Origin of the sequence: Streptomyces sp. NPDC037389, from assembly GCF_040636475.1 — a bacterium.
GTDB lineage: Bacteria > Actinomycetota > Actinomycetes > Streptomycetales > Streptomycetaceae > Streptomyces > Streptomyces hesseae.
Map to the genome: position 1 here is coordinate 158,133 of NZ_JBEZUS010000012.1, position 17,686 is coordinate 175,818.

Consider the following 17,686-nt stretch of genomic DNA (forward strand, 5'->3'; position numbering starts at 1 on the left):
GCCGTGACCCTTTTGCTGCGGTTTGCGGCGCCTCCAAAGCCGTCCGTGGCGAATGTGTCCCTACTAGCCCTACCGGTCTTCACCACTCCCTGGCAAGTATGGTTTGTCCCATTCTGTCAGTGTTTGGCGGAACTTCGGCTTCCGGAGCTGCGTAAGGAAGGCGTAGTGTTTCGGCAGCGGAGCGCGAGCACACCACGAGCGCATGAAGGGGAGCGGGAGCGCATGGATCGCGGGATGGTCGGCAATCCGAGCAGGGGCCGACTGCAAGTGGAGGTCCGGCGCGAGGGCGCGAGCTCGGTCGTCTCGCCCGCGGGTGAGCTCGATCACCACACGGCCGGATTGCTGCGCGAGTCCCTGGAGGGCTGTGTACGCGACGGCGACGCCCGCGTCGTCGTCGACTGCTCGCGGCTCGACTTCTGCGACTCGACCGGCCTGAACGTCCTCCTCGGCGCCCGGCTCAAGGCCGAGGCCGCCGGAGGCGCCGTCCACCTGGCCGCGATGACCCCCGTCGTCGCCCGGGTGTTCGAGATCACGGGAGCCGGGGCCGTCTTCACCCTGCACGACACGCTCGACTCGGCGCTCGCCGACTGAGCCGAGCCGGGAATCCCCGTTGCCTGTGTCACAGGCGCCGCGTCGAATCCGTGGGTGTTCTCACGGTCCGGCCGGGCAGGAGACAGCTGAATCCATTGAAGATGTTTGTGTTCGTATCGGTGAATCGGTGAGGTGAAGCGCTGATGAGCACCACCCGGGCGTGCCCGCCGCCGGACGGCCCCGGCCCGGAGGCGGGGGACGCCGCCTCGGCCGGCTCACCGGCCCCGGCGGAAGCGGCCCGCAGGCTGCGCCTCGTCGGGGTCGGTGGCGCCGTACCGCTCTCCCGTGACTTCACCCGTCAGGCGCTCTACGACTGGGGCTGGCTCCCCGCGGCCTCCGCCGACCACCGGGCCGCCGCCGAGGACGTCCTGCTGGTCGTCTCCGAGCTGGTCACCAACGCCTGCCTGCACGCCGACGGCCCCGAGCAACTGTGCGTCAGCCGTACGGGCAAAGTGCTCCGGCTGGAGGTCAGCGACCTCGGCACCGGCACCCCGGCCCCCCGGACCCCGCACCGCGCGGGCCGCCCCGGCGGCCACGGCATGTTCATCGTCCAGCGGCTCTGCCTCGACTGGGGGGTCGTCCGGCGCTCCGACGGCGTCGGCAAGACTGTCTGGGCGGAGCTGGCCGGACCGTCCTGAGGCCGGACCGCCGTAAGGCCGGACCCTCGTGAGGACCGCGGCAAAGGCCCAAACGGGCTGTTCCTTGTCTTCCCTCTCCACCGTCCCGGGCGTACCTTCGGCGTCCGATCTGATGTGCCGTCAGCAATTCTCGGCGGCGGCACCGGACGAGAGGGGAACCCCAGGTGTACCGCACCTTACGCAACCCCATGCGCCGCGCCGGCGCGCTCGCGGTCTCGGCGGCTCTGACCGGCGGCGCGTTCCTGCTGGTCGCGCCGGACGCGCGGGCCGAGGTCGTCGACGTCAACTACCAGTGCAAGACACCGATCGGGGACCGCAGCGCGGTCTCGCCCATCGACATCAAGGCCACGGCGAGCGGTGACGCCTACAAGCTCACCATGACCTTCCAGAAGGGCGTCTCCTCCAGCCCCATCGAGCTCGGCAAGGGCGCGATGAAGCCGAGTGCCGTGATCAAGGTGGGCGGCGCGGACAGCGGCACGGTCGACGTCTCCGGCCCCGCCAACGACCAGCCGATACCGCCCAACACCCCCATCAAGATCAGCGACTTGTCGGGGACGTACACCCCCAAGAAGGGCGGTCAGGTCACCTTCACGGCCTCCGTCCTCACCATCTCCGCCCTGGGCACCACGACCACCTGCACCCCCACCAACAACCCCAAGCCCTCGCTCACCCTTGAGGTCAAGGACCCGGGCGGGACGACGGGCGGGGCCACGGCCGGCGGCTCCACGAGCGGTTCGACTGGCGGTTCGACGAGTGGATCGACGAGCGGGTCCACGGGCGGTTCGACGAGTGGGTCCACGGCTGGGTCCACGAGCGGATCGTCGGCCGGGTCGACCGGCGGGTCGAGCAGCGGCTCCACGGCCGGTACGACCGGCGGGTCCACCGGCTCGACCACCAGCGGTACGACCGGCGGTTCGACCGGCGGCACGGGCACCACCGGCGGCGGTCAGCTCCCGCAGACCGGGCCCTCCGATTCCGCCGTCGCCCTCGCCACCCTCGGCGGCACCGTGCTCCTCACCGGCCTCGCCGGCACCCTCTGGCTCACCCGGAGGCGCCGCAGCGCCGGCTGAACCCCCTCACCCCCACGCCCAGGGAGCCGCCGATGCCGCCGATGCCGCGGACGTCGCCGATGCCGTCGCCACCGACCCCCAAGAACTCCCGGGCCCGGGCCGCCGCGCTGCTCTGCGCCGCCTCGGTGCTCGCCGTGCCCACGCCCACCGCCCCGGCTCCGACTGCCCCGGCCCCGACCGACAGCCGGCCGTCCTGGACGGCGGCGCCCGCCCCCGGCGGCAGGAAGGCGCCGACGGCGGAGGACCGGTCGTCCTTCTACCTCGAAGGCGCCTCCGGCTCGGTCCTGGAGGACAAGCTGACGGTCGTCAACCCCGGCGACCGGCGTCTGACGGTCGAGCTGAGCGGCAGCGACCCGTGGATCTCCCTCGCCGCCGGGCGCGTGAGCGTGCCGCCCCGCACCCGCGCGGACGTCCCCCTCACCGTGACCGTCCCGGCCGGTACGGCACCCGGCGACCGCTCCGCCGCCGTGACCGCCTCCGGGGACGGCCGGCGGGTCCGGGTGCCCATGGCCGTACGGGTCGCGGGGACCGCCTTCGCCGCGCTCTCGGTGGAGCACGTGCGGGTCAGCGGCACGGGCCGGGACACGGTGATCCACTACGCCCTGGTCAACCGGGGCAACACCACCCTCGCTCCCCGGCTGACCATCCGGGCGGAGGGCCTCTTCGGGCAGGTCCTGCGCCGCGAGGCGGCCGGAGTCCCCGCCGCCCTGGCGCCCGGCGAGAGCGTACGGCTGGCGGAGCGGTGGCCGGAGGCCCCGCGTCTGGACCGGGTGGCGGTGCGCGTCAGCGCCACCACCCCGGACGGCACCCGGGCCGCCGCGTCCGGCGCGTACACGCCCCTGCCCTGGCTCGCCCCGGTCCTCGCCGGGGCGGCCGTGCTCGTGGCGGCCGGGGCGGCCGTACGCCTCGTACGGCGCCGACGGGCGGCCCGCTCGTGAGCCGCCCGCCGGGAGGGCGCCGCAGCGCCCTGGAGGGCGCCTGGAGGCGAAGAGCAGCGCTCCTGGCACTGTCCGCGCTCCTCACGCTGCTCCCGCTCCTCGCCTTCCCCGCGCCCCCGGTCCTCGCCGACGGCGCCCCCCAGGCCGCCGTGGACCGCTCCGAGGTCCCCCGGGACGGCCGGGTCACCGTGACCGGCAGGGGCTGGCCGGCCGGCGCGCTGCTCACCCTGCTCGTCTGCGGGCAGAACATGATCGGCGGCACCAACGCCTGTGCCAACGCCGACGGTCGCGCAGTCACCACCGGCGCCGACGGCTCCTTCCGCAAGGACGTGCCCGTCCCCGCGCCGCCCAAGCCCTGCCCCTGTGTCGTCCATGTGGCGGCCGTCACCGGCGACTCCTCCGCGACGGACGTCCCGCTGGTCATCACCGGGCACCCGGTCGCACCCCTGCCGGAGCAGAGCGGCGGGGAGCGGCTCAGCGTGCTAGACGCCCGGCTGGAGGGGGCCGGCGGGCTGCTGACGTGGTTCGGCGCCCCGCCCGTCCGCAGGCTCGTCGTCACCGTCGCCAACCTCGGCTCCACCCCCGCCAAGAACCCCGCCTTCCGGCTCGGCACCTCGCGCGGGGTGCTCGCCCCCGTCTGGGAGGACCACCCCTGGCGCGGCACGGTGGCCCCCGGGCACAAGGAGCGGGTGACGCTGGACGTGGAGCTGGCGGCGGGCGCGTACGGCGACTACCTCGTCTCGCTCGAGTACGGCGGCAAGGTGCTCGTCGAGCAGCCGTGGGACGTGAGCCGGCCCTGGGGGGTGACGCTCTTCTGGACCCTGCTGGGCGTGGTCGTCCCGCTGGCGGTCTTCCGCGCGGGCATGGCGGTCGTGGACCACGTCCGTCCCCGTCCGCCCGCCACCACGGCCGTCATGGCCGGTGCGGCGGCCCGCGAGGGCCCGCTCCCGTGGTTCACCCCGGAGGCCGACCCCAGGGGGCCGGGCCCCGGCGCTCCCCCCGGCTGACGGACGGCGGAACGGGGGACGCGAAAGCCCCCGGCACGTTCCCGTGCCGGGGGCTTTCGCATGTCCGTCAATGGACCGGCGTCAGTGGACGTCACCCATCAGGGCGATGATCCGCTTGCGGTACATCCACACCGCGCCACCCGCGAGGGTGCAGAGCGCGGCCTGGAACACGATCGTGCCGGTGCCGTTCATGTCCACACCGGCGATGGAGAGCAGGCCCGTCGTGCAGTCACCGGCGGTGACGGCGAGGAACCACACGCCCAGCATCTGGCTCGCGTACTTCTTCGGCGCCATCTTCGTGGTGAGCGACAGACCCACCGGGGAGAGGCACAGCTCACCCATGGTCTGGATCATGTAGATCATCAGCAGCCAGGCCGGGCTGACCTTGGTGCCGTCGCTCGCCATGCCCATCGGGACGGCGAAGACGAAGAACGAGGCGCCGATGAGCACCATCGCCATGGAGAACTTCACCGTGGTGCTGGGCTCGCTGTTACGGCGGGCCAGGAACACCCACAGCCAGGCGAAGACCGGGGCGAGCGCCATGACCCACAGCGGGTTGACCGACTGGAACCAGGTCGACGGGAAGCTGAAGCCGAAAACGCTGTCGGCGGTCTTCTTCTCGGCGAAGGTCGACATCGTCGAACCGGCCTGGTCGAAGATCATCCAGAAGGCCGCGGCGGCGACGAAGAACCAGATGTAGCCGCTGACCTTGGTCTGCTCGGAGTCCGTCAGGTCCTTGTCGCGCTTGATGCGCGCCAGGACGGTGATCGGGATGATCAGGCCCAGCAGGGTGATCGGGACCAGGGCCCAGTTGAGGGTGAAGACGCCGGCGCCGCCCACGATGCCGTAGAAGACCACCGCGACACCCAGCCAGATGGCGGCCTTGGTGAGGGTCTTCTTGCGCTCCTCGGCCGACAGCGGCGTCGGGACGACGCTGCTCTTCGGGTCCAGGTGGCGGGTGCCCCAGAGGAAGATCAGCAGGCCGATCGCCATACCGGCGGCGGCGATGCCGAAGCCCAGGTGCCAGTTGACTTCCTGGCCGATGGTGCCGATGACCAGCGGCGCGAAGAAGGCGCCCAGGTTGATGCCGATGTAGAACAGCGTGAAGCCGCCGTCCCGGCGCGGGTCCGTGGGGCCGTCGTAGAGGTGGCCCACCATCGTGGAGATGTTGGACTTCAGCAGACCGGAGCCGATCGCCACCAGCGCGAGACCGGCGAAGAAGGTCGGCTTGCCGGGAACGGCCAGGAGCAGGTGGCCCGCCATGATGGTGCCGGCCGCGATGGTGACCGTCTTGCGGGGACCCCATACGCGGTCGCCGAACCAGCCACCGGGCATGGCGAGCAGGTACACCATGGCCACGTAGATGGAGTAGATCGCCACCGCGCTGGCCTCGGGCATATGGAGACCGCCGCCCTGGCTGCCGGGCTTGGCGTCGGGGCCGCCGGCGATCAGGTAGACGACGAGCAGGGCCCGCATGCCGTAGTAGGAGAAGCGCTCCCACATTTCGGTCAAGAAGAGCGGGGCCAGGCCGAAGGGGTGGCCGAAGAAGGTCATGCCGCGCGAGGTCGGAGAGGTCTTCTCCTGCTCCGCCGCGTCCTTCGTCAGGCTGGACGCCATGGTCATTCCTAGGGTGCTCGGGACGCGCGGTGGTCCGGAGGACGCGCGCCCGGGTGAGGGGTTGGCCGGCACCGGCTACTGACGCCGTCCCCCCACTCCCCTGGGGTGCGGCTCCTCGCTGGGAGGAGTCGCGGGACGGCCGTATGCCGGGATCCACGCCCCCCGCGCATCTTCGCGCGGCGGACCCGGCCGACAGGTCAAACACTGTGGAACAAGGCTGGAGCACCAGCCCTGCGCACAACAGAGACCTTCGGCTCGTCGGATGTCCCGAAGGTCCCTCGGTAGTGCTACAGATGTCGGGTCACCATACGTCACACCCCGCCCGGCCATGGAAGGTGTTGAGACATGGATCACAGTCGATTCCGGAACCGAATCCTTCCTTTCGATGGTGGTAGCACTTTCGGTGAAGTGTTGCCGTAGGTAGCACTCGGCCCGCCGCTGACGTGCGCCCGCGCGGACTACCATCAGCCCATGACCCGAGTACTGCTCGCCGAGGATGACGCCTCCATCTCGGAGCCGCTCGCGCGCGCCCTGCGCCGCGAAGGGTACGAGGTGGAGGTGCGCGAAGACGGTCCCACGGCCCTGGACGCCGGCCTGCAAGGAGGGGTGGACCTGCTCGTCCTCGACCTCGGGCTGCCCGGCATGGACGGCCTCGAGGTCTGCCGCAGACTGCGCAACGAGGGGCACGGCTTCCCCGTGCTCGTGCTCACCGCCCGCGCCGACGAGGTGGACACCGTGGTCGGGCTGGACGCCGGCGCCGACGACTACGTCACCAAGCCCTTCCGCCTGGCCGAACTGCTGGCGCGGGTCCGGGCGCTGCTGCGCCGCGGCACCGTCGAGGCCCACCAGCAGCCGCCCGCCACGCACGGCGTGCGGATCGACGTCGAGTCGCACCGCGCCTGGATGGGCGACGAGGAACTCCAGCTCACCGCGAAGGAGTTCGACCTGCTGCGGGTCCTGGTACGGGACGCCGGCCGGGTCGTCACCCGTGACCAGCTGATGCGCGAGGTCTGGGACACCACTTGGTGGTCCTCCACCAAGACCCTGGACATGCACATCTCCTGGCTGCGCAAGAAGCTCGGCGACGACGCCGCCAACCCGCGCTACATCGCCACCGTGCGCGGTGTCGGTTTCCGCTTCGAGAAGAGCTGACCGAGAGTCTCAAGCCGCCCCGGGACCGCCACCTGCCGGGCCTGATCTGATCCACCCCCGCCCGGAGGACACCGTGCGCCGCCGACTGATCAACTCCACGCTCGCCGTCGTGCTCGTCGTGATCGCGGTCTTCGGGATCTCGCTGGTCATCGTCGAGACCCGGACGATCGAGAACAGCGCGCAGGAGAGCGTGCAGTCCGAGGCCGTCCGGCTGGTGGCGATCGTCGACAGCCGGCTCGCCGGGCACGAGCGCGTGGAGTCGGAGGTGCTGAGCGATCAGATCACCCCCAACCGGTACGCCCGGGTCGACATCCCCGGCCGGCAGCCGATCGAGATCGGCAGCCGGCCCGAGGGCGGCGTCATCACCACGACGCTGAAGGGCGAGCAGGGTGAGACGGTGCGGGTCGAGGAGTCCCGCAGCACGGTCAGCCGGGAGATCGGCCGCACCCTGCTGGTGATCCTCGCGGTGGCCCTGCTGGCGGTGATCGCCGCCGTGTTCCTGGCCGTACGCCAGGCCAACCGGCTCACCGCCCCGCTCATCGACCTCGCCGAGACCGCCGAACGGCTGGGCTCCGGCGACCCCCGCCCCCGGCACCGCCGCTACAGCGTCCCCGAGCTCGACCGGGTCGCCGATGTCCTGGACGCGAGCGCCGAACGGATCGCGCGCATGCTCACGGCGGAGCGGCGGCTGGCCGCCGACGCCTCGCACCAGCTGCGGACGCCGCTGACCGCGCTGTCGATGCGGCTGGAGGAGATCACGCTCACCGACGACCCGGAGACGGTCAAGGAGGAGGCGATGATCGCCCTCACCCAGGTGGAGCGGCTCACCGACGTCGTCCAGCGGCTGCTGACGAACTCCCGCGACCCGCAGACCGGGTCCGCGGTCACCTTCGACCTCGACGAGGTCATCAAGCAGCAGATCGAGGAGTGGCGGCCCGCCGCCCGCGCCACGGGCCGGGCCGTGGTCCGCTCCGGCAAGCAGGGGCTGCGCGCGGTGGGCACGCCGGGCGCGGTCTCCCAGGTGCTGGCGACGCTGATCGAGAACTCCCTGATGCACGGGGACGGCACCGTCGCCCTGCGCACCCGGGTCACCGGCAACCAGGCGGTCGTGGAGGTCTCCGACGAGGGGCCGGGCGTGCCGGCCGATCTGGGCTCGCGGGTCTTCGAGCGGACGGTCAGCGGCCGTAACTCCACGGGCCTGGGCCTGGCCGTCGCCCGCGATCTCGCGGAGGCGGACGGCGGCCGGCTGGAGCTCCTCCAGCAGCAGCCGCCGGTTTTCGCGCTCTTCCTGAGCCGCGAAGCGGATCAAATGGACTAGAGGGGCCTGAGCCGCGTGGGGGCACCTCCCGGACGGAGTCCGGGGGAGGACCAAGACGACTGAACTAGTTCGCGGCTCTGACCCGCTCCTGCTCGGGCGCCTCCGCCAGGAACGATTCGGCGGCCTGGACGGCGTCGCGGGCGGGCATCGCGCGGAACACCCAGGAGCGGTACGACCAGAAGCGGAAGACCGTGCCGATGCCGAGGCCGACGACGTTCTTGGCGATGTTGTCGGCGAGCGGGCTGGTCAGGTCCATGCCGTAGTGGGAGAAGGCGAGTATGCCGTTCTCGATCACCAGGCCGACGCCGCTGAAGAGCAGGAACAGGGTGAGCTCACGGCTGCGCCGGTTCTTGTCCGTGTCGCGGTAGGTCCAGTAGCGGTTGCCGACGTAGTTCGCGGCGATCGCCACGGCCGTGGCGATGACGCCCGAGCGCACGACGGCCAGCCCGAAGCCGTGGACGCAGATGTTGAAGACGATGAAGTTGACCACGAATCCGACGGCGCCCACGGCGCCGAATTTCGCGATTTCGCGGGCCAGCCGCTCCAGCCGGGAACGCACTGTGCGCCGTTGAGTCATGGTCTTCATGCTAACGAGCCCGCGGAGGAGCCCGTCCGGAGAGTCGGTGAACGAACGGCGAACGCCCGGTTTTGCCGCTTTGATTCCGCCTCCGTGCCGTCCCCATGCCGTCCCCATGCCGTCCCCATGACACCGGAACGACAGCCTCCGAGCTTGGAGGATCCTCCAGGAGGGGTCGGAGTGGTTCGTACGTACGGATACTCTGGGGGAGTGACGTTCCCGGTAGTCGGCATGGTCGGTGGCGGTCAGCTCGCCCGTATGACCCACGAGGCGGGCATCCCCCTCGGCATCAGGTTCAAGCTGCTCAGCGATACCCCTCAGGACTCGGCGGCCCAGGTGGTGAGCGAAGTCGTCATCGGCGACTACCGCGACCTGGACACCCTTCGTGCGTTCGCACAAGGCTGCGATGTGATCACCTTCGATCACGAGCATGTTCCGACCGAGCACCTCCGGGCCCTGGAAGCGGACGGCATCCCCGTCCGCCCGGGGCCCGACGCTTTGGTGCACGCCCAGGACAAGGGTGTGATGCGCGCCAAGCTCGACGCGATCGGGGTGCCGTGCCCCCGGCACCGCCTCGTGGCGGACCCCGCCGACGTCGAGCGCTTCGCCGCCGAAGGCGAGGGCTTCCCCGTCGTCCTCAAGACCGTGCGCGGCGGCTACGACGGCAAGGGCGTCTGGGTCGTCCGCGACGCCAAGGAAGCGGCGGAGCCCTTCCGGGCGGGCGTGCCCGTGCTCGCCGAGGAGAAGGTCGACTTCGTCCGCGAGCTCGCGGCCAACGTGGTCCGCTCCCCGCACGGCCAGGCCGTCTCCTACCCCGTCGTGGAGTCCGTACAGGTCGACGGCGTCTGCGACACGGTCATCGCCCCCGCGCCCGGCCTGTCCGACGAGCTCTCCGCGCACGCCCAGGAGCTCGCCCTGCGCATCGCCAAGGAACTGGGCGTGGTCGGCCACCTCGCCGTGGAGCTCTTCGAGACCGGCGACGGCCGGGTGCTCGTCAACGAGCTCGCGATGCGCCCCCACAACTCCGGCCACTGGACCCAGGACGGCGCGATCACCTCGCAGTTCGCCAACCACGTCCGGGCCGTACTGGACCTGCCGCTCGGCGACCCGCGCCCCCGCGCCAAGTGGACCGTGATGGCCAATGTTCTCGGCGGCGACTATCCGGACATGTATTACGCGTACCTGCATTGCATGGCGCGCGACCCCGGCCTGAAGATCCATATGTATGGCAAGGACGTGAAGCCCGGCCGCAAGGTCGGACACGTCAACACCTACGGCGACGACCTGGCGGACGTGCGCGAGCGCGCCGCGCACGCCGCCGGATACCTGCGAGGAACGATCACGGAATGAGTTCTCCCGGCTCCCCCCTCATCGGCATCGTCATGGGCTCGGACTCCGACTGGCCCGTCATGGAAGCCGCCGCCAAGGCCCTGGACGAGTTCGAGATCCCCTACGAGGTCGACGTCGTCTCCGCGCACCGGATGCCGCGCGAGATGATCGAGTACGGGGAGCTGGCCGCCGGCCGCGGCCTCAAGGCGATCATCGCGGGCGCGGGCGGCGCGGCCCACCTGCCCGGCATGCTCGCCTCGGTCACCCCGCTGCCGGTGATCGGCGTGCCCGTGCCGCTGAAGTACCTCGACGGCATGGACTCGCTCCTCTCCATCGTCCAGATGCCCGCCGGCGTCCCCGTCGCCACCGTCTCCGTCGCGGGCGCCCGCAACGCCGGCCTGCTGGCCGTCCGGATGCTCGCCGCCCACGACGAGAAGCTGCTGGAGCGGATGCGCCGCTTCCAGGACGAGCTCAACGACCAGGCCACCGAGAAGGGCAAGCGCCTGCGCGCCAAGGTCGGGGGCGCCACCGGCTTCGGATTCGGGAAGTGAGCACCGTGGACGAACTGATCCGCGCCCGCGAGCTGCTCGCCGCGCACCCCGTCGTCGACGGCCACAACGACCTCCCCTGGGCCCTGCGCCAGCAGGTCCGCTACGACCTCGACCAGCGCGACATCGCCACCGACCAGAGCGCCGCCGGGCTCCACACCGACCTGCCCCGGATGCGCGCGGGCGGCGTCGGCGCGCAGTTCTGGTCGGTGTACGTGCGCACGGACATGGCCGGCGACGAGGCGGTCAGCGCCACGCTGGAACAGATCGACGTCGTACGGCAGCTCGTCGACCGCCACCCCGGCGAGCTGCGGCTCGCCCTGACGGCCGACGACATGGAGGCCGCCCGCGCCGAGGGGCGCATCGCCTCGCTGATGGGCGCCGAGGGCGGACACAGCATCAACTGCTCGCTGGCCACCCTGCGCGCCCTCCACCGCCTCGGCGTCCGCTACATGACGCTCACTCACAACGACAACATCCCGTGGGCGGACTCGGCGACCGACGAGCCGGCGGCGGGCGGACTGACGCGCTTCGGCGAGGAGGTCGTCCGCGAGATGAACCGCCTCGGCATGCTCGTCGACCTCTCGCACGTCTCGGCCGGCACGATGAGGGACGCCCTGCGGGTCAGCGAGGCGCCGGTGATCTTCTCGCACTCCTCGGCCCGCGCGGTCTGCGACCACCCCCGCAACATCCCGGACGACGTCCTCGGCGCGCTCGCCGCGAACGGCGGCGTGGCCATGGCCACGTTCGTCCCGAAGTTCGTCCTGCCGGAGGCCGTCGCCTGGACCCGGTCCGCCGACGAGAACATGCGCGCCCACGGCTTCCACCACCTCGACACCACCGCCGAGGGCATGGCCGTCCACCACGCCTTCGAGGCGGAGCACCCGCGCCCGGTGGCCACGGCCGCGACGGTCGCCGACCACCTCGACCACATGCGCGAGGTCGCCGGCGTCGACCACATCGGCATCGGCGGCGACTTCGACGGCACGGCCTTCACCCCGGCCGACCTCGCCGACGTCTCCGGCTACCCGAACCTGATCGCGGAACTCCTGCGCCGGGGCTGGTCCGAGGCGGACCTGGCCAAGCTGACGTGGCAGAACGCGACGCGCGTCCTGCGCGACGCGGAAGCGGTCGCGCGGGAGGTCTCCGCGAAGCGGGGGCCGTCGATCGCGACGATCGACCAGCTGGACGGCTGAGGACGGGGGCCCGGGGGGGCTCCGCCCCCCCGGAAAAGAACTACGCCTTCGGGCGGCCCAGCGCCCGGAACGTCCAGCCCTCCGAACGCCAGCGCGCGGCGTCCAGCGCGTTGCGGCCGTCGATCACGTGGCGCTCCGCCACCACGGCGCCGACCACCGCCGGGTCGAGCTGCCGGTACTCGCCCCACTCCGTGAGGTGGAGCACCACGTGCGCACCCCGGCAGGCCTCCAGGGCGCTGTCGGCGTAGGCGAGCGTCGGGAAGAGGCGGCGGGCGTTGTCCATGCCCTTGGGGTCGTGGACCGTCACCTGGCCGCCCTGGAGGTGGATCTGGCCGGCGACGTTGAGCGCGGGGGAGTCCCGGACGTCGTCCGAGTCCGGCTTGAACGTGGCTCCCAGCACCGCGACGCGGCGGCCCAGGAAGCCGCCGCCCACGGCCTCCCGCGCCAGCTCGACCATGTGGGAGCGGCGGCGCATGTTGATGGAGTCGACCTCGCGGAGGAAGGTCAGGGCCTGGTCGGCGCCCAGCTCGCCCGCGCGGGCCATGAAGGCGCGGATGTCCTTCGGCAGGCAGCCGCCACCGAAACCGACGCCCGCGCGCAGGAACTTCTTGCCGATGCGGTCGTCGTGCCCGATGGCCTCCGCCAGCTTCACGACGTCGCCGTCGGCGGCCTCGCAGACCTCGGCCATGGCGTTGATGAAGGAGATCTTCGTGGCGAGGAAGGAGTTGGCGGCGGTCTTCACCAGCTCGGCGGTCGGGTAGTCGGCGACCACGAAGGGCGTGCCCTCGCCGACCGGCGTCGCGTAGACCTCGCGGAGCAGCTTCTCGCCGCGCTCGCCCGCGACGCCGACGACGATGCGGTCGGGGTGGAGGGTGTCCTGGACGGCGAAGCCCTCGCGCAGGAACTCCGGGTTCCAGGCGAGCTCCACGTCCTTGCCGGCCGGGGCCAGCTCCGTGAGCAGCTCCGCGAGCCGGCCCGCGCTGCCGACCGGCACGGTCGACTTGCCGACGACCAGCACGGGACGGCGCAGGTGCGCGGCGAGCGAGGTGAAGGCGCTGTCGACGTAGGACATGTCGCAGGCGTACTCACCGTGCTTCTGCGGGGTGTTCACACAGACGAAGTGGACGTCGCCGAACTCGCCGACCTCCTCCCAGGAGGTCGTGAAGCGCAGCCGTCCGGTCGAGCCCTCGATGCCGGCGACGTGCTTGCGCAGCAGCTCCTCCAGCCCCGGCTCGTACATCGGGACCTCGCCGCGCGCGAGCGTCTCGATCTTCTCGGGGACCACGTCGAGACCCAGCACCTCGAAGCCCAGCTCGGCCATGGCCGCGGCGTGGGTGGCGCCGAGGTAGCCGGTGCCGATCACGGTGATCCTGAGGGCCATGCGGTGCTCCATTGCTGTGCGGTGCTGACGGCCGGCCCGCGTGCGGGCCGACGGCCTGATTGCGTTGCCCGAGCATAGTCGGGGCCCGCCCGGGAAGGATCTCGGGGAGATCACGGGTTGTCGGCAAGCTCACGTGGTCCTCCTCCGAAGTGCGCCCCTAGAATCGGGGTTACTAATCAGTAGCTAACTCTCTGGGGAGTACGCCTTGGCGGGAAACAAGGACTTCGACCTGTACCGGCCGGCTGAGGAGCACGAGGAGCTCCGCAAGGTCGTGCGCTCGCTCGCCGAGGCGAAGATCGCGCCGTTCGCCGCCGAGGTGGATGAGGAGGGCCGCTTCCCGCAGGAGGCGCTCGACGCCCTGGTCGCCGCCGATCTGCACGCCGTCCACGTGCCGGAGGAGTTCGGCGGCACGGGCGCGGACGCCCTCGCGACCGTCATCGTGATCGAGGAGGTCGCCCGCGTCTGCGCCTCGTCCTCGCTCATCCCCGCGGTCAACAAGCTCGGTTCGCTCCCGGTGGCCCTCTCCGGCTCGCAGGAGCTCAAGAAGCAGTACCTGAGCCCGCTCGCCAAGGGCGACGCGATGTTCTCCTACTGCCTGAGCGAGCCCGACGCGGGCTCGGACGCGGCCGGCATGAAGACCCGCGCCGTGCGCGACGGCGACTACTGGGTGCTCAACGGCGTCAAGCGCTGGATCACCAACGCGGGCGTCTCCGAGTACTACACGGTCATGGCCGTCACCGACCCCGAGAAGCGCTCGAAGGGCATCAGCGCCTTCGTCGTGGAGAAGGGCGACGAGGGCGTCTCCTTCGGCGCCCCGGAGAAGAAGCTCGGCATCAAGGGCTCCCCGACCCGCGAGGTCTACCTGGACAACGTCCGCATCCCCGCGGACCGCATGATCGGCGCCGAGGGCACCGGCTTCGCCACGGCGATGAAGACCCTCGACCACACCCGCGTCACCATCGCCGCCCAGGCGCTGGGCATCGCCCAGGGCGCCCTCGACTACGCCAAGGGCTACGTCCGCGAGCGCAAGCAGTTCGGCAAGCCGATCGCCGACTTCCAGGGCGTCCAGTTCATGCTGGCCGACATGGCGATGAAGCTGGAGGCCGCCCGTCAGCTGACCTACGCGGCCGCCGCCAAGTCCGAGCGCCTCGACGCCGACCTCACCTTCTTCGGCGCCGCCGCCAAGTGCTACGCCTCCGACGCCGCCATGGAGATCACCACGGACGCCGTCCAGCTCCTCGGCGGCTACGGCTACACCCGTGACTACCCGGTCGAGCGCATGATGCGCGACGCCAAGATCACGCAGATTTATGAAGGCACGAACCAGGTGCAGCGGATCGTCATGGCCCGCAACCTCCCGTAACGCGCCGCGCGTCGGCAGCGCGCGAACGGCCCCCCGGCGACGGTCCGCCGGGGGGCCGTTCGCCGTTGCTCCGGTGGCGGGCCGCAGCCCCGCGGGTGAAGGTGGTCGCGGGGGTGCCCGTACTGCCAGGGAGGCGCGCGTCATGCCCGAGGTAACGAAGCCCTATGTGCCCGGGACGCCCTGCTGGGCCGATCTCGTGGTCCCCGACCAGCGGGAGGCACTCGACTTCTACCGCGATCTCTTCGGCTGGCAGGGGGAGCCCGGGCCGCCCGAGACCGGTGGGTACGCGGTCTGCACGCTGCGCGGCAAGCCCGTGGTGGGGATCATGACGTCGATGGCGCAGGAGGGCGGCTCCAAGCCGCCGCCCGCGTGGACGACGTATCTGGCCGTCGCCGACGCCGACGCCGCCATGCAGAAGATCAAGGACTCCGGTGGCATCCCGCTGATGGACCCGATGGATGTGCTGACGCTCGGGCGGATGGCCGTCGTGGCCGACACCACGGGCGCGGTCTTCGGGATCTGGCAGGCCAAGGAGTTCTCCGGCTCGCAGATCGTCAACGAGCCGGGCGCGGTGGTGTGGAACGAGCTCAACACCGCGGACAAGGACGCGGCCGGCGCCTTCTACTCGGCCGCCCTGGGCCTTTCGGCCGAGCCCTTCGAGGAGATGCCCGCCTATCTCTCCCTCAAGGCGAAGGGCCGGGTGGTCGGCGGGATGCAGGGCCTGGAGAACTCCCCGCCCGGATCGCCCTCCCACTGGCTGACGTACTTCTCCGTCGACTCCACCGACAGCACGGTCGACGCGCTGGTCAGGGCCGGCGGCAATGTGCTCGTGCCGCCGTTCGACATGGTGGCCGGCCGGATGGCCGTCCTCCAGGACCCGCAGGGCGCCGTCTTCGCCGTGATCGACGCGACGGGGCCGTCGCCCGACGAGGCCTGACGGCCGCCGCCGCCCGCACTTGCCGTCGTCGTCACTTCGGGGCGACGGCGGTGACCTTGTCGTCGTTCTTCAGCTGGTCGAAGAGCTGCTTGGCCTTGACCTTGTCCCACGCCACGGCCTCGCCGTCACTGCGCGTGGGCAGGTTGGGGTTGCCGATGGGCACGGTCAGCTGCTGTCCGTCGCCGCCCGTGACGCCCTTCATCGCCCAGAACATCGACGACAGGTCCCACAGCCCCATGTCCTTGTCGACGACGAGGGTGTCCAGCCCGGAACCGATCACGGGGTAGAGCCGGAAGGGGTTGAGGACCGTCGAGGGCGAGGCGGCCTGCTTGGCGAGGGTGTTCAGGAACTTCTGCTGGTTGCGCATCCGGCCCAGGTCCTGGTCGGCCTCCTGGTGCCGCTGGCGGACGAAGGCCAGCGACTGCGCGCCGTTCAGCGTCTGGCAGCCCGCCTTGAAGTCCGCGCCCGAGTCCGGGTCCTTGACCGGCTTGTCGAGGCACATGTCCACGCCGCCCAGCGCGTCCACGAGATTGCGGAAGCCGCCGAAGCCGATCTCCGCGTAGTGGTCGATGCGCAGCCCGGTGTTGTACTCGACGGTCCGGACGAGCAGCTCGGCGCCGCCGTCGGAGTAGGCGCGGTTGAGCTTGTGGGCGGACTGGGCGTACTGCTTGCCGGACGTCGCGCCGGTGAAGGCGGGGATCGTGACGTAGGAGTCGCGCGGCAGGCTCAGCATCGTGGTGCCGTTGTCGCCCGTGTGGAGGATCATCATCGAGTCGGTGCGCTTGCCGTCCGCCGACCCGGTGTGGAGGTCCTTCTTGTCCTGGTCGGACAGGCCCTCGCGGCTGTCGGAGCCGACGATCAGGTAGTTCGTGCCCGAGCCCGCCGCCGGGCGGTCGGCGACCTTGTCGAGGTCCACCTCGCGGCGCAGCTTGCCGTCGGCCCAGAAGTACGTGCTCACGGAGACGACCAGGGCCGTGGCGACCAGCGCGATCGCCCCGATCTTGATCCGCTTGCGCCAGTCGGGGGCGTCGGCCCGTGCGCCCGGGCCGCCCGCGCCGCCGCCGGGGTTCCCCCGGCCGGTGCCGCCGCGGCCGCCGCCGCTCCCGTGCCCGTAGACCTGTCCGGCGCTGTAGCCGTCGGAGGGGGCGGGGGCGTCATAGCCCTGTGGCGGGCGGTACTGCTGGGGCGGGACCTGCCGGGGCGGCGCGGGACGCCGTACGTGCGGCATCGCGCGGGCGCCCTCGGGCTCGGTACCGGTGCTGCCGCGCCCGTACCGCTCCTCGGGCGCGTCGTTCCGCCGATCGGGCCAGTCATTCATGCAACCGAGTGTGCCTGCCGCGCGGGCCCGGCCACAGGGCGTGTGGGAAACCGGAGCGGTCCTGTTGCAGAGCTGATGCCAATCCGGGTCTCCGGCGGGGTGTCCGGCGGTCCCCGCATACTGGTGGACATGACCAATCAGGACCGGGGCCCGGATCCGGAGATATCCGGCAAGCCGAATTCGGCTTCCCGTACGACGCTCTCCCACATCATGACCGGCAATGACACCAATCTGCTGGGCACCGTCCACGGCGGCGTGATCATGAAGCTGGTGGACGACGTGGCCGGCGCGGTCGCCGGGCGGCACTCCGGCGGGCCCGCGGTCACCGCCTCCATGGACGAGATGGCCTTCCTGGAGCCGGTCCGCGTCGGCGACCTGGTTCATGTGAAGGCGCAGGTGAACTGGACCGGCCGGTCCTCCATGGAGGTCGGCGTGCGGGTGCTGGCCGAGCGGTGGAACGAGTCCAAGCCGGCCGTCCAGGTCGGCAGCGCCTATCTCGTCTTCGCGGCCGTCGACGCCGACGGCAAGCCCCGGCCCGTGCCGCAGGTGATCCCCGAGACCGAGCGGGACCGGCGGCGCTACCAGGAGGCGCAGATCCGGCGGACGCACCGGCTCGCCCGGCGCCGCGCGATCATGGAGCTCCGGCAGAACCGGGCCGCCGAAGGCATCGAGGACTGAGCAAGGGCTGATCGAGGACCGGCCGAGG

At 71.4% G+C, this 17,686-nt stretch carries 17 protein-coding genes; 13 read left to right on the top strand and 4 right to left on the bottom strand.

The window, feature by feature from the left end:
- Positions 1–222: 222 nt before the first annotated feature.
- The 5 genes from AB0E98_RS25755 (at position 223) to AB0E98_RS25775 (ending at position 4,244) form a co-directional block, all read left to right on the top strand.
- Positions 223–591, top strand: coding sequence for an STAS domain-containing protein (locus AB0E98_RS25755; protein ID WP_361706750.1), 369 nt, complete (start codon positions 223–225; stop codon positions 589–591).
- Positions 592–734: 143 nt separating this feature from the next.
- Entirely contained in the window at positions 735–1,229 is a 495-nt protein-coding gene (locus AB0E98_RS25760; protein WP_361706753.1) for an ATP-binding protein, read from the top strand.
- Between the two features lie 188 nt (positions 1,230–1,417).
- Complete coding sequence (locus tag AB0E98_RS25765; protein WP_361706874.1) at positions 1,418–2,299, top strand: LPXTG cell wall anchor domain-containing protein; 882 nt, start codon at positions 1,418–1,420, stop codon at positions 2,297–2,299.
- Between the two features lie 59 nt (positions 2,300–2,358).
- Positions 2,359–3,237, top strand: a complete 879-nt coding sequence (locus AB0E98_RS25770; protein ID WP_361706756.1) for a hypothetical protein — start codon at positions 2,359–2,361, stop codon at positions 3,235–3,237.
- 29 nt (positions 3,238–3,266) lie between these two features.
- Complete coding sequence (locus AB0E98_RS25775; protein ID WP_361706876.1) at positions 3,267–4,244, top strand: hypothetical protein; 978 nt, start codon at positions 3,267–3,269, stop codon at positions 4,242–4,244.
- A gap of 81 nt (positions 4,245–4,325) precedes the next feature.
- Here AB0E98_RS25775 and AB0E98_RS25780 read toward each other — a convergent pair whose 3' ends face one another.
- Positions 4,326–5,861: an oligopeptide:H+ symporter gene (locus AB0E98_RS25780; RefSeq protein ID WP_361706759.1), complete on the bottom strand. Its 1,536-nt coding sequence runs from the start codon at positions 5,859–5,861 to the stop codon at positions 4,326–4,328.
- Positions 5,862–6,332: 471 nt separating this feature from the next.
- Here AB0E98_RS25780 and AB0E98_RS25785 point away from each other — a divergent pair, with 471 nt between their 5' ends.
- Complete coding sequence (locus AB0E98_RS25785) at positions 6,333–7,013, top strand: response regulator transcription factor (protein WP_126914456.1); 681 nt, start codon at positions 6,333–6,335, stop codon at positions 7,011–7,013.
- A 73-nt stretch (positions 7,014–7,086) separates the two neighbouring features.
- Entirely contained in the window at positions 7,087–8,331 is a 1,245-nt protein-coding gene (locus AB0E98_RS25790) for an ATP-binding protein (protein ID WP_361706763.1), read from the top strand.
- Positions 8,332–8,395: 64 nt separating this feature from the next.
- On the opposite strand, the gene AB0E98_RS25795 is transcribed toward AB0E98_RS25790, so the two are convergent.
- Positions 8,396–8,908, bottom strand: coding sequence for a GtrA family protein (locus tag AB0E98_RS25795; RefSeq protein WP_361706765.1), 513 nt, complete (start codon positions 8,906–8,908; stop codon positions 8,396–8,398).
- 153 nt (positions 8,909–9,061) lie between these two features.
- Between AB0E98_RS25795 and AB0E98_RS25800 the strand changes: the two genes are divergently transcribed.
- The 3 genes from AB0E98_RS25800 to AB0E98_RS25810 are packed head-to-tail and all read left to right on the top strand — an operon-like array spanning position 9,062 to position 11,981.
- Positions 9,062–10,258, top strand: a complete 1,197-nt coding sequence (locus tag AB0E98_RS25800; RefSeq protein WP_361706768.1) for a 5-(carboxyamino)imidazole ribonucleotide synthase — start codon at positions 9,062–9,064, stop codon at positions 10,256–10,258.
- Entirely contained in the window at positions 10,255–10,788 is a 534-nt protein-coding gene (purE, locus tag AB0E98_RS25805) for a 5-(carboxyamino)imidazole ribonucleotide mutase (RefSeq protein WP_361706771.1), read from the top strand. The genes AB0E98_RS25800 and purE overlap by 4 nt, the downstream gene beginning before the upstream one ends.
- Complete coding sequence (locus AB0E98_RS25810; RefSeq protein WP_361706774.1) at positions 10,785–11,981, top strand: dipeptidase; 1,197 nt, start codon at positions 10,785–10,787, stop codon at positions 11,979–11,981. The genes purE and AB0E98_RS25810 overlap by 4 nt, the downstream gene beginning before the upstream one ends.
- 40 nt (positions 11,982–12,021) lie before the next feature.
- Here AB0E98_RS25810 and AB0E98_RS25815 read toward each other — a convergent pair whose 3' ends face one another.
- Positions 12,022–13,362: a UDP-glucose/GDP-mannose dehydrogenase family protein gene (locus AB0E98_RS25815; protein WP_361706777.1), complete on the bottom strand. Its 1,341-nt coding sequence runs from the start codon at positions 13,360–13,362 to the stop codon at positions 12,022–12,024.
- A gap of 205 nt (positions 13,363–13,567) precedes the next feature.
- Between AB0E98_RS25815 and AB0E98_RS25820 the strand changes: the two genes are divergently transcribed.
- Entirely contained in the window at positions 13,568–14,725 is a 1,158-nt protein-coding gene (locus AB0E98_RS25820) for an acyl-CoA dehydrogenase family protein (protein ID WP_361706779.1), read from the top strand.
- Between the two features lie 142 nt (positions 14,726–14,867).
- Positions 14,868–15,662, top strand: coding sequence for a VOC family protein (locus AB0E98_RS25825; protein ID WP_361706782.1), 795 nt, complete (start codon positions 14,868–14,870; stop codon positions 15,660–15,662).
- A gap of 31 nt (positions 15,663–15,693) precedes the next feature.
- Here AB0E98_RS25825 and AB0E98_RS25830 read toward each other — a convergent pair whose 3' ends face one another.
- Entirely contained in the window at positions 15,694–16,980 is a 1,287-nt protein-coding gene (locus tag AB0E98_RS25830; RefSeq protein WP_361706784.1) for an LCP family protein, read from the bottom strand.
- Between the two features lie 129 nt (positions 16,981–17,109).
- Here AB0E98_RS25830 and AB0E98_RS25835 point away from each other — a divergent pair, with 129 nt between their 5' ends.
- Positions 17,110–17,658 carry an acyl-CoA thioesterase gene (locus AB0E98_RS25835; RefSeq protein WP_361706786.1) on the top strand — a complete coding sequence of 183 codons (549 nt, stop codon included), beginning with the start codon at positions 17,110–17,112 and terminating at the stop codon, positions 17,656–17,658.
- Positions 17,659–17,686: the final 28 nt, after the last annotated feature.

Coding starts and splice junctions, on each gene's coding strand:
- AB0E98_RS25755 (WP_361706750.1), top strand. CDS start 223: ATGGATCGCGGGATGGTCGGCAATCCGAGCAGGGGCCGACTGCAAGTG.
- AB0E98_RS25760 (WP_361706753.1), top strand. CDS start 735: ATGAGCACCACCCGGGCGTGCCCGCCGCCGGACGGCCCCGGCCCGGAG.
- AB0E98_RS25765 (WP_361706874.1), top strand. CDS start 1,418: ATGCGCCGCGCCGGCGCGCTCGCGGTCTCGGCGGCTCTGACCGGCGGC.
- AB0E98_RS25770 (WP_361706756.1), top strand. CDS start 2,359: ATGCCGTCGCCACCGACCCCCAAGAACTCCCGGGCCCGGGCCGCCGCG.
- AB0E98_RS25780 (WP_361706759.1), bottom strand. CDS start 5,861: ATGGCGTCCAGCCTGACGAAGGACGCGGCGGAGCAGGAGAAGACCTCT.
- AB0E98_RS25785 (WP_126914456.1), top strand. CDS start 6,333: ATGACCCGAGTACTGCTCGCCGAGGATGACGCCTCCATCTCGGAGCCG.
- AB0E98_RS25795 (WP_361706765.1), bottom strand. CDS start 8,908: ATGACTCAACGGCGCACAGTGCGTTCCCGGCTGGAGCGGCTGGCCCGC.
- purE (WP_361706771.1), top strand. CDS start 10,255: ATGAGTTCTCCCGGCTCCCCCCTCATCGGCATCGTCATGGGCTCGGAC.
- AB0E98_RS25815 (WP_361706777.1), bottom strand. CDS start 13,362: ATGGCCCTCAGGATCACCGTGATCGGCACCGGCTACCTCGGCGCCACC.
- AB0E98_RS25825 (WP_361706782.1), top strand. CDS start 14,868: ATGCCCGAGGTAACGAAGCCCTATGTGCCCGGGACGCCCTGCTGGGCC.
- AB0E98_RS25830 (WP_361706784.1), bottom strand. CDS start 16,980: ATGAATGACTGGCCCGATCGGCGGAACGACGCGCCCGAGGAGCGGTAC.
- AB0E98_RS25835 (WP_361706786.1), top strand. CDS start 17,110: ATGACCAATCAGGACCGGGGCCCGGATCCGGAGATATCCGGCAAGCCG.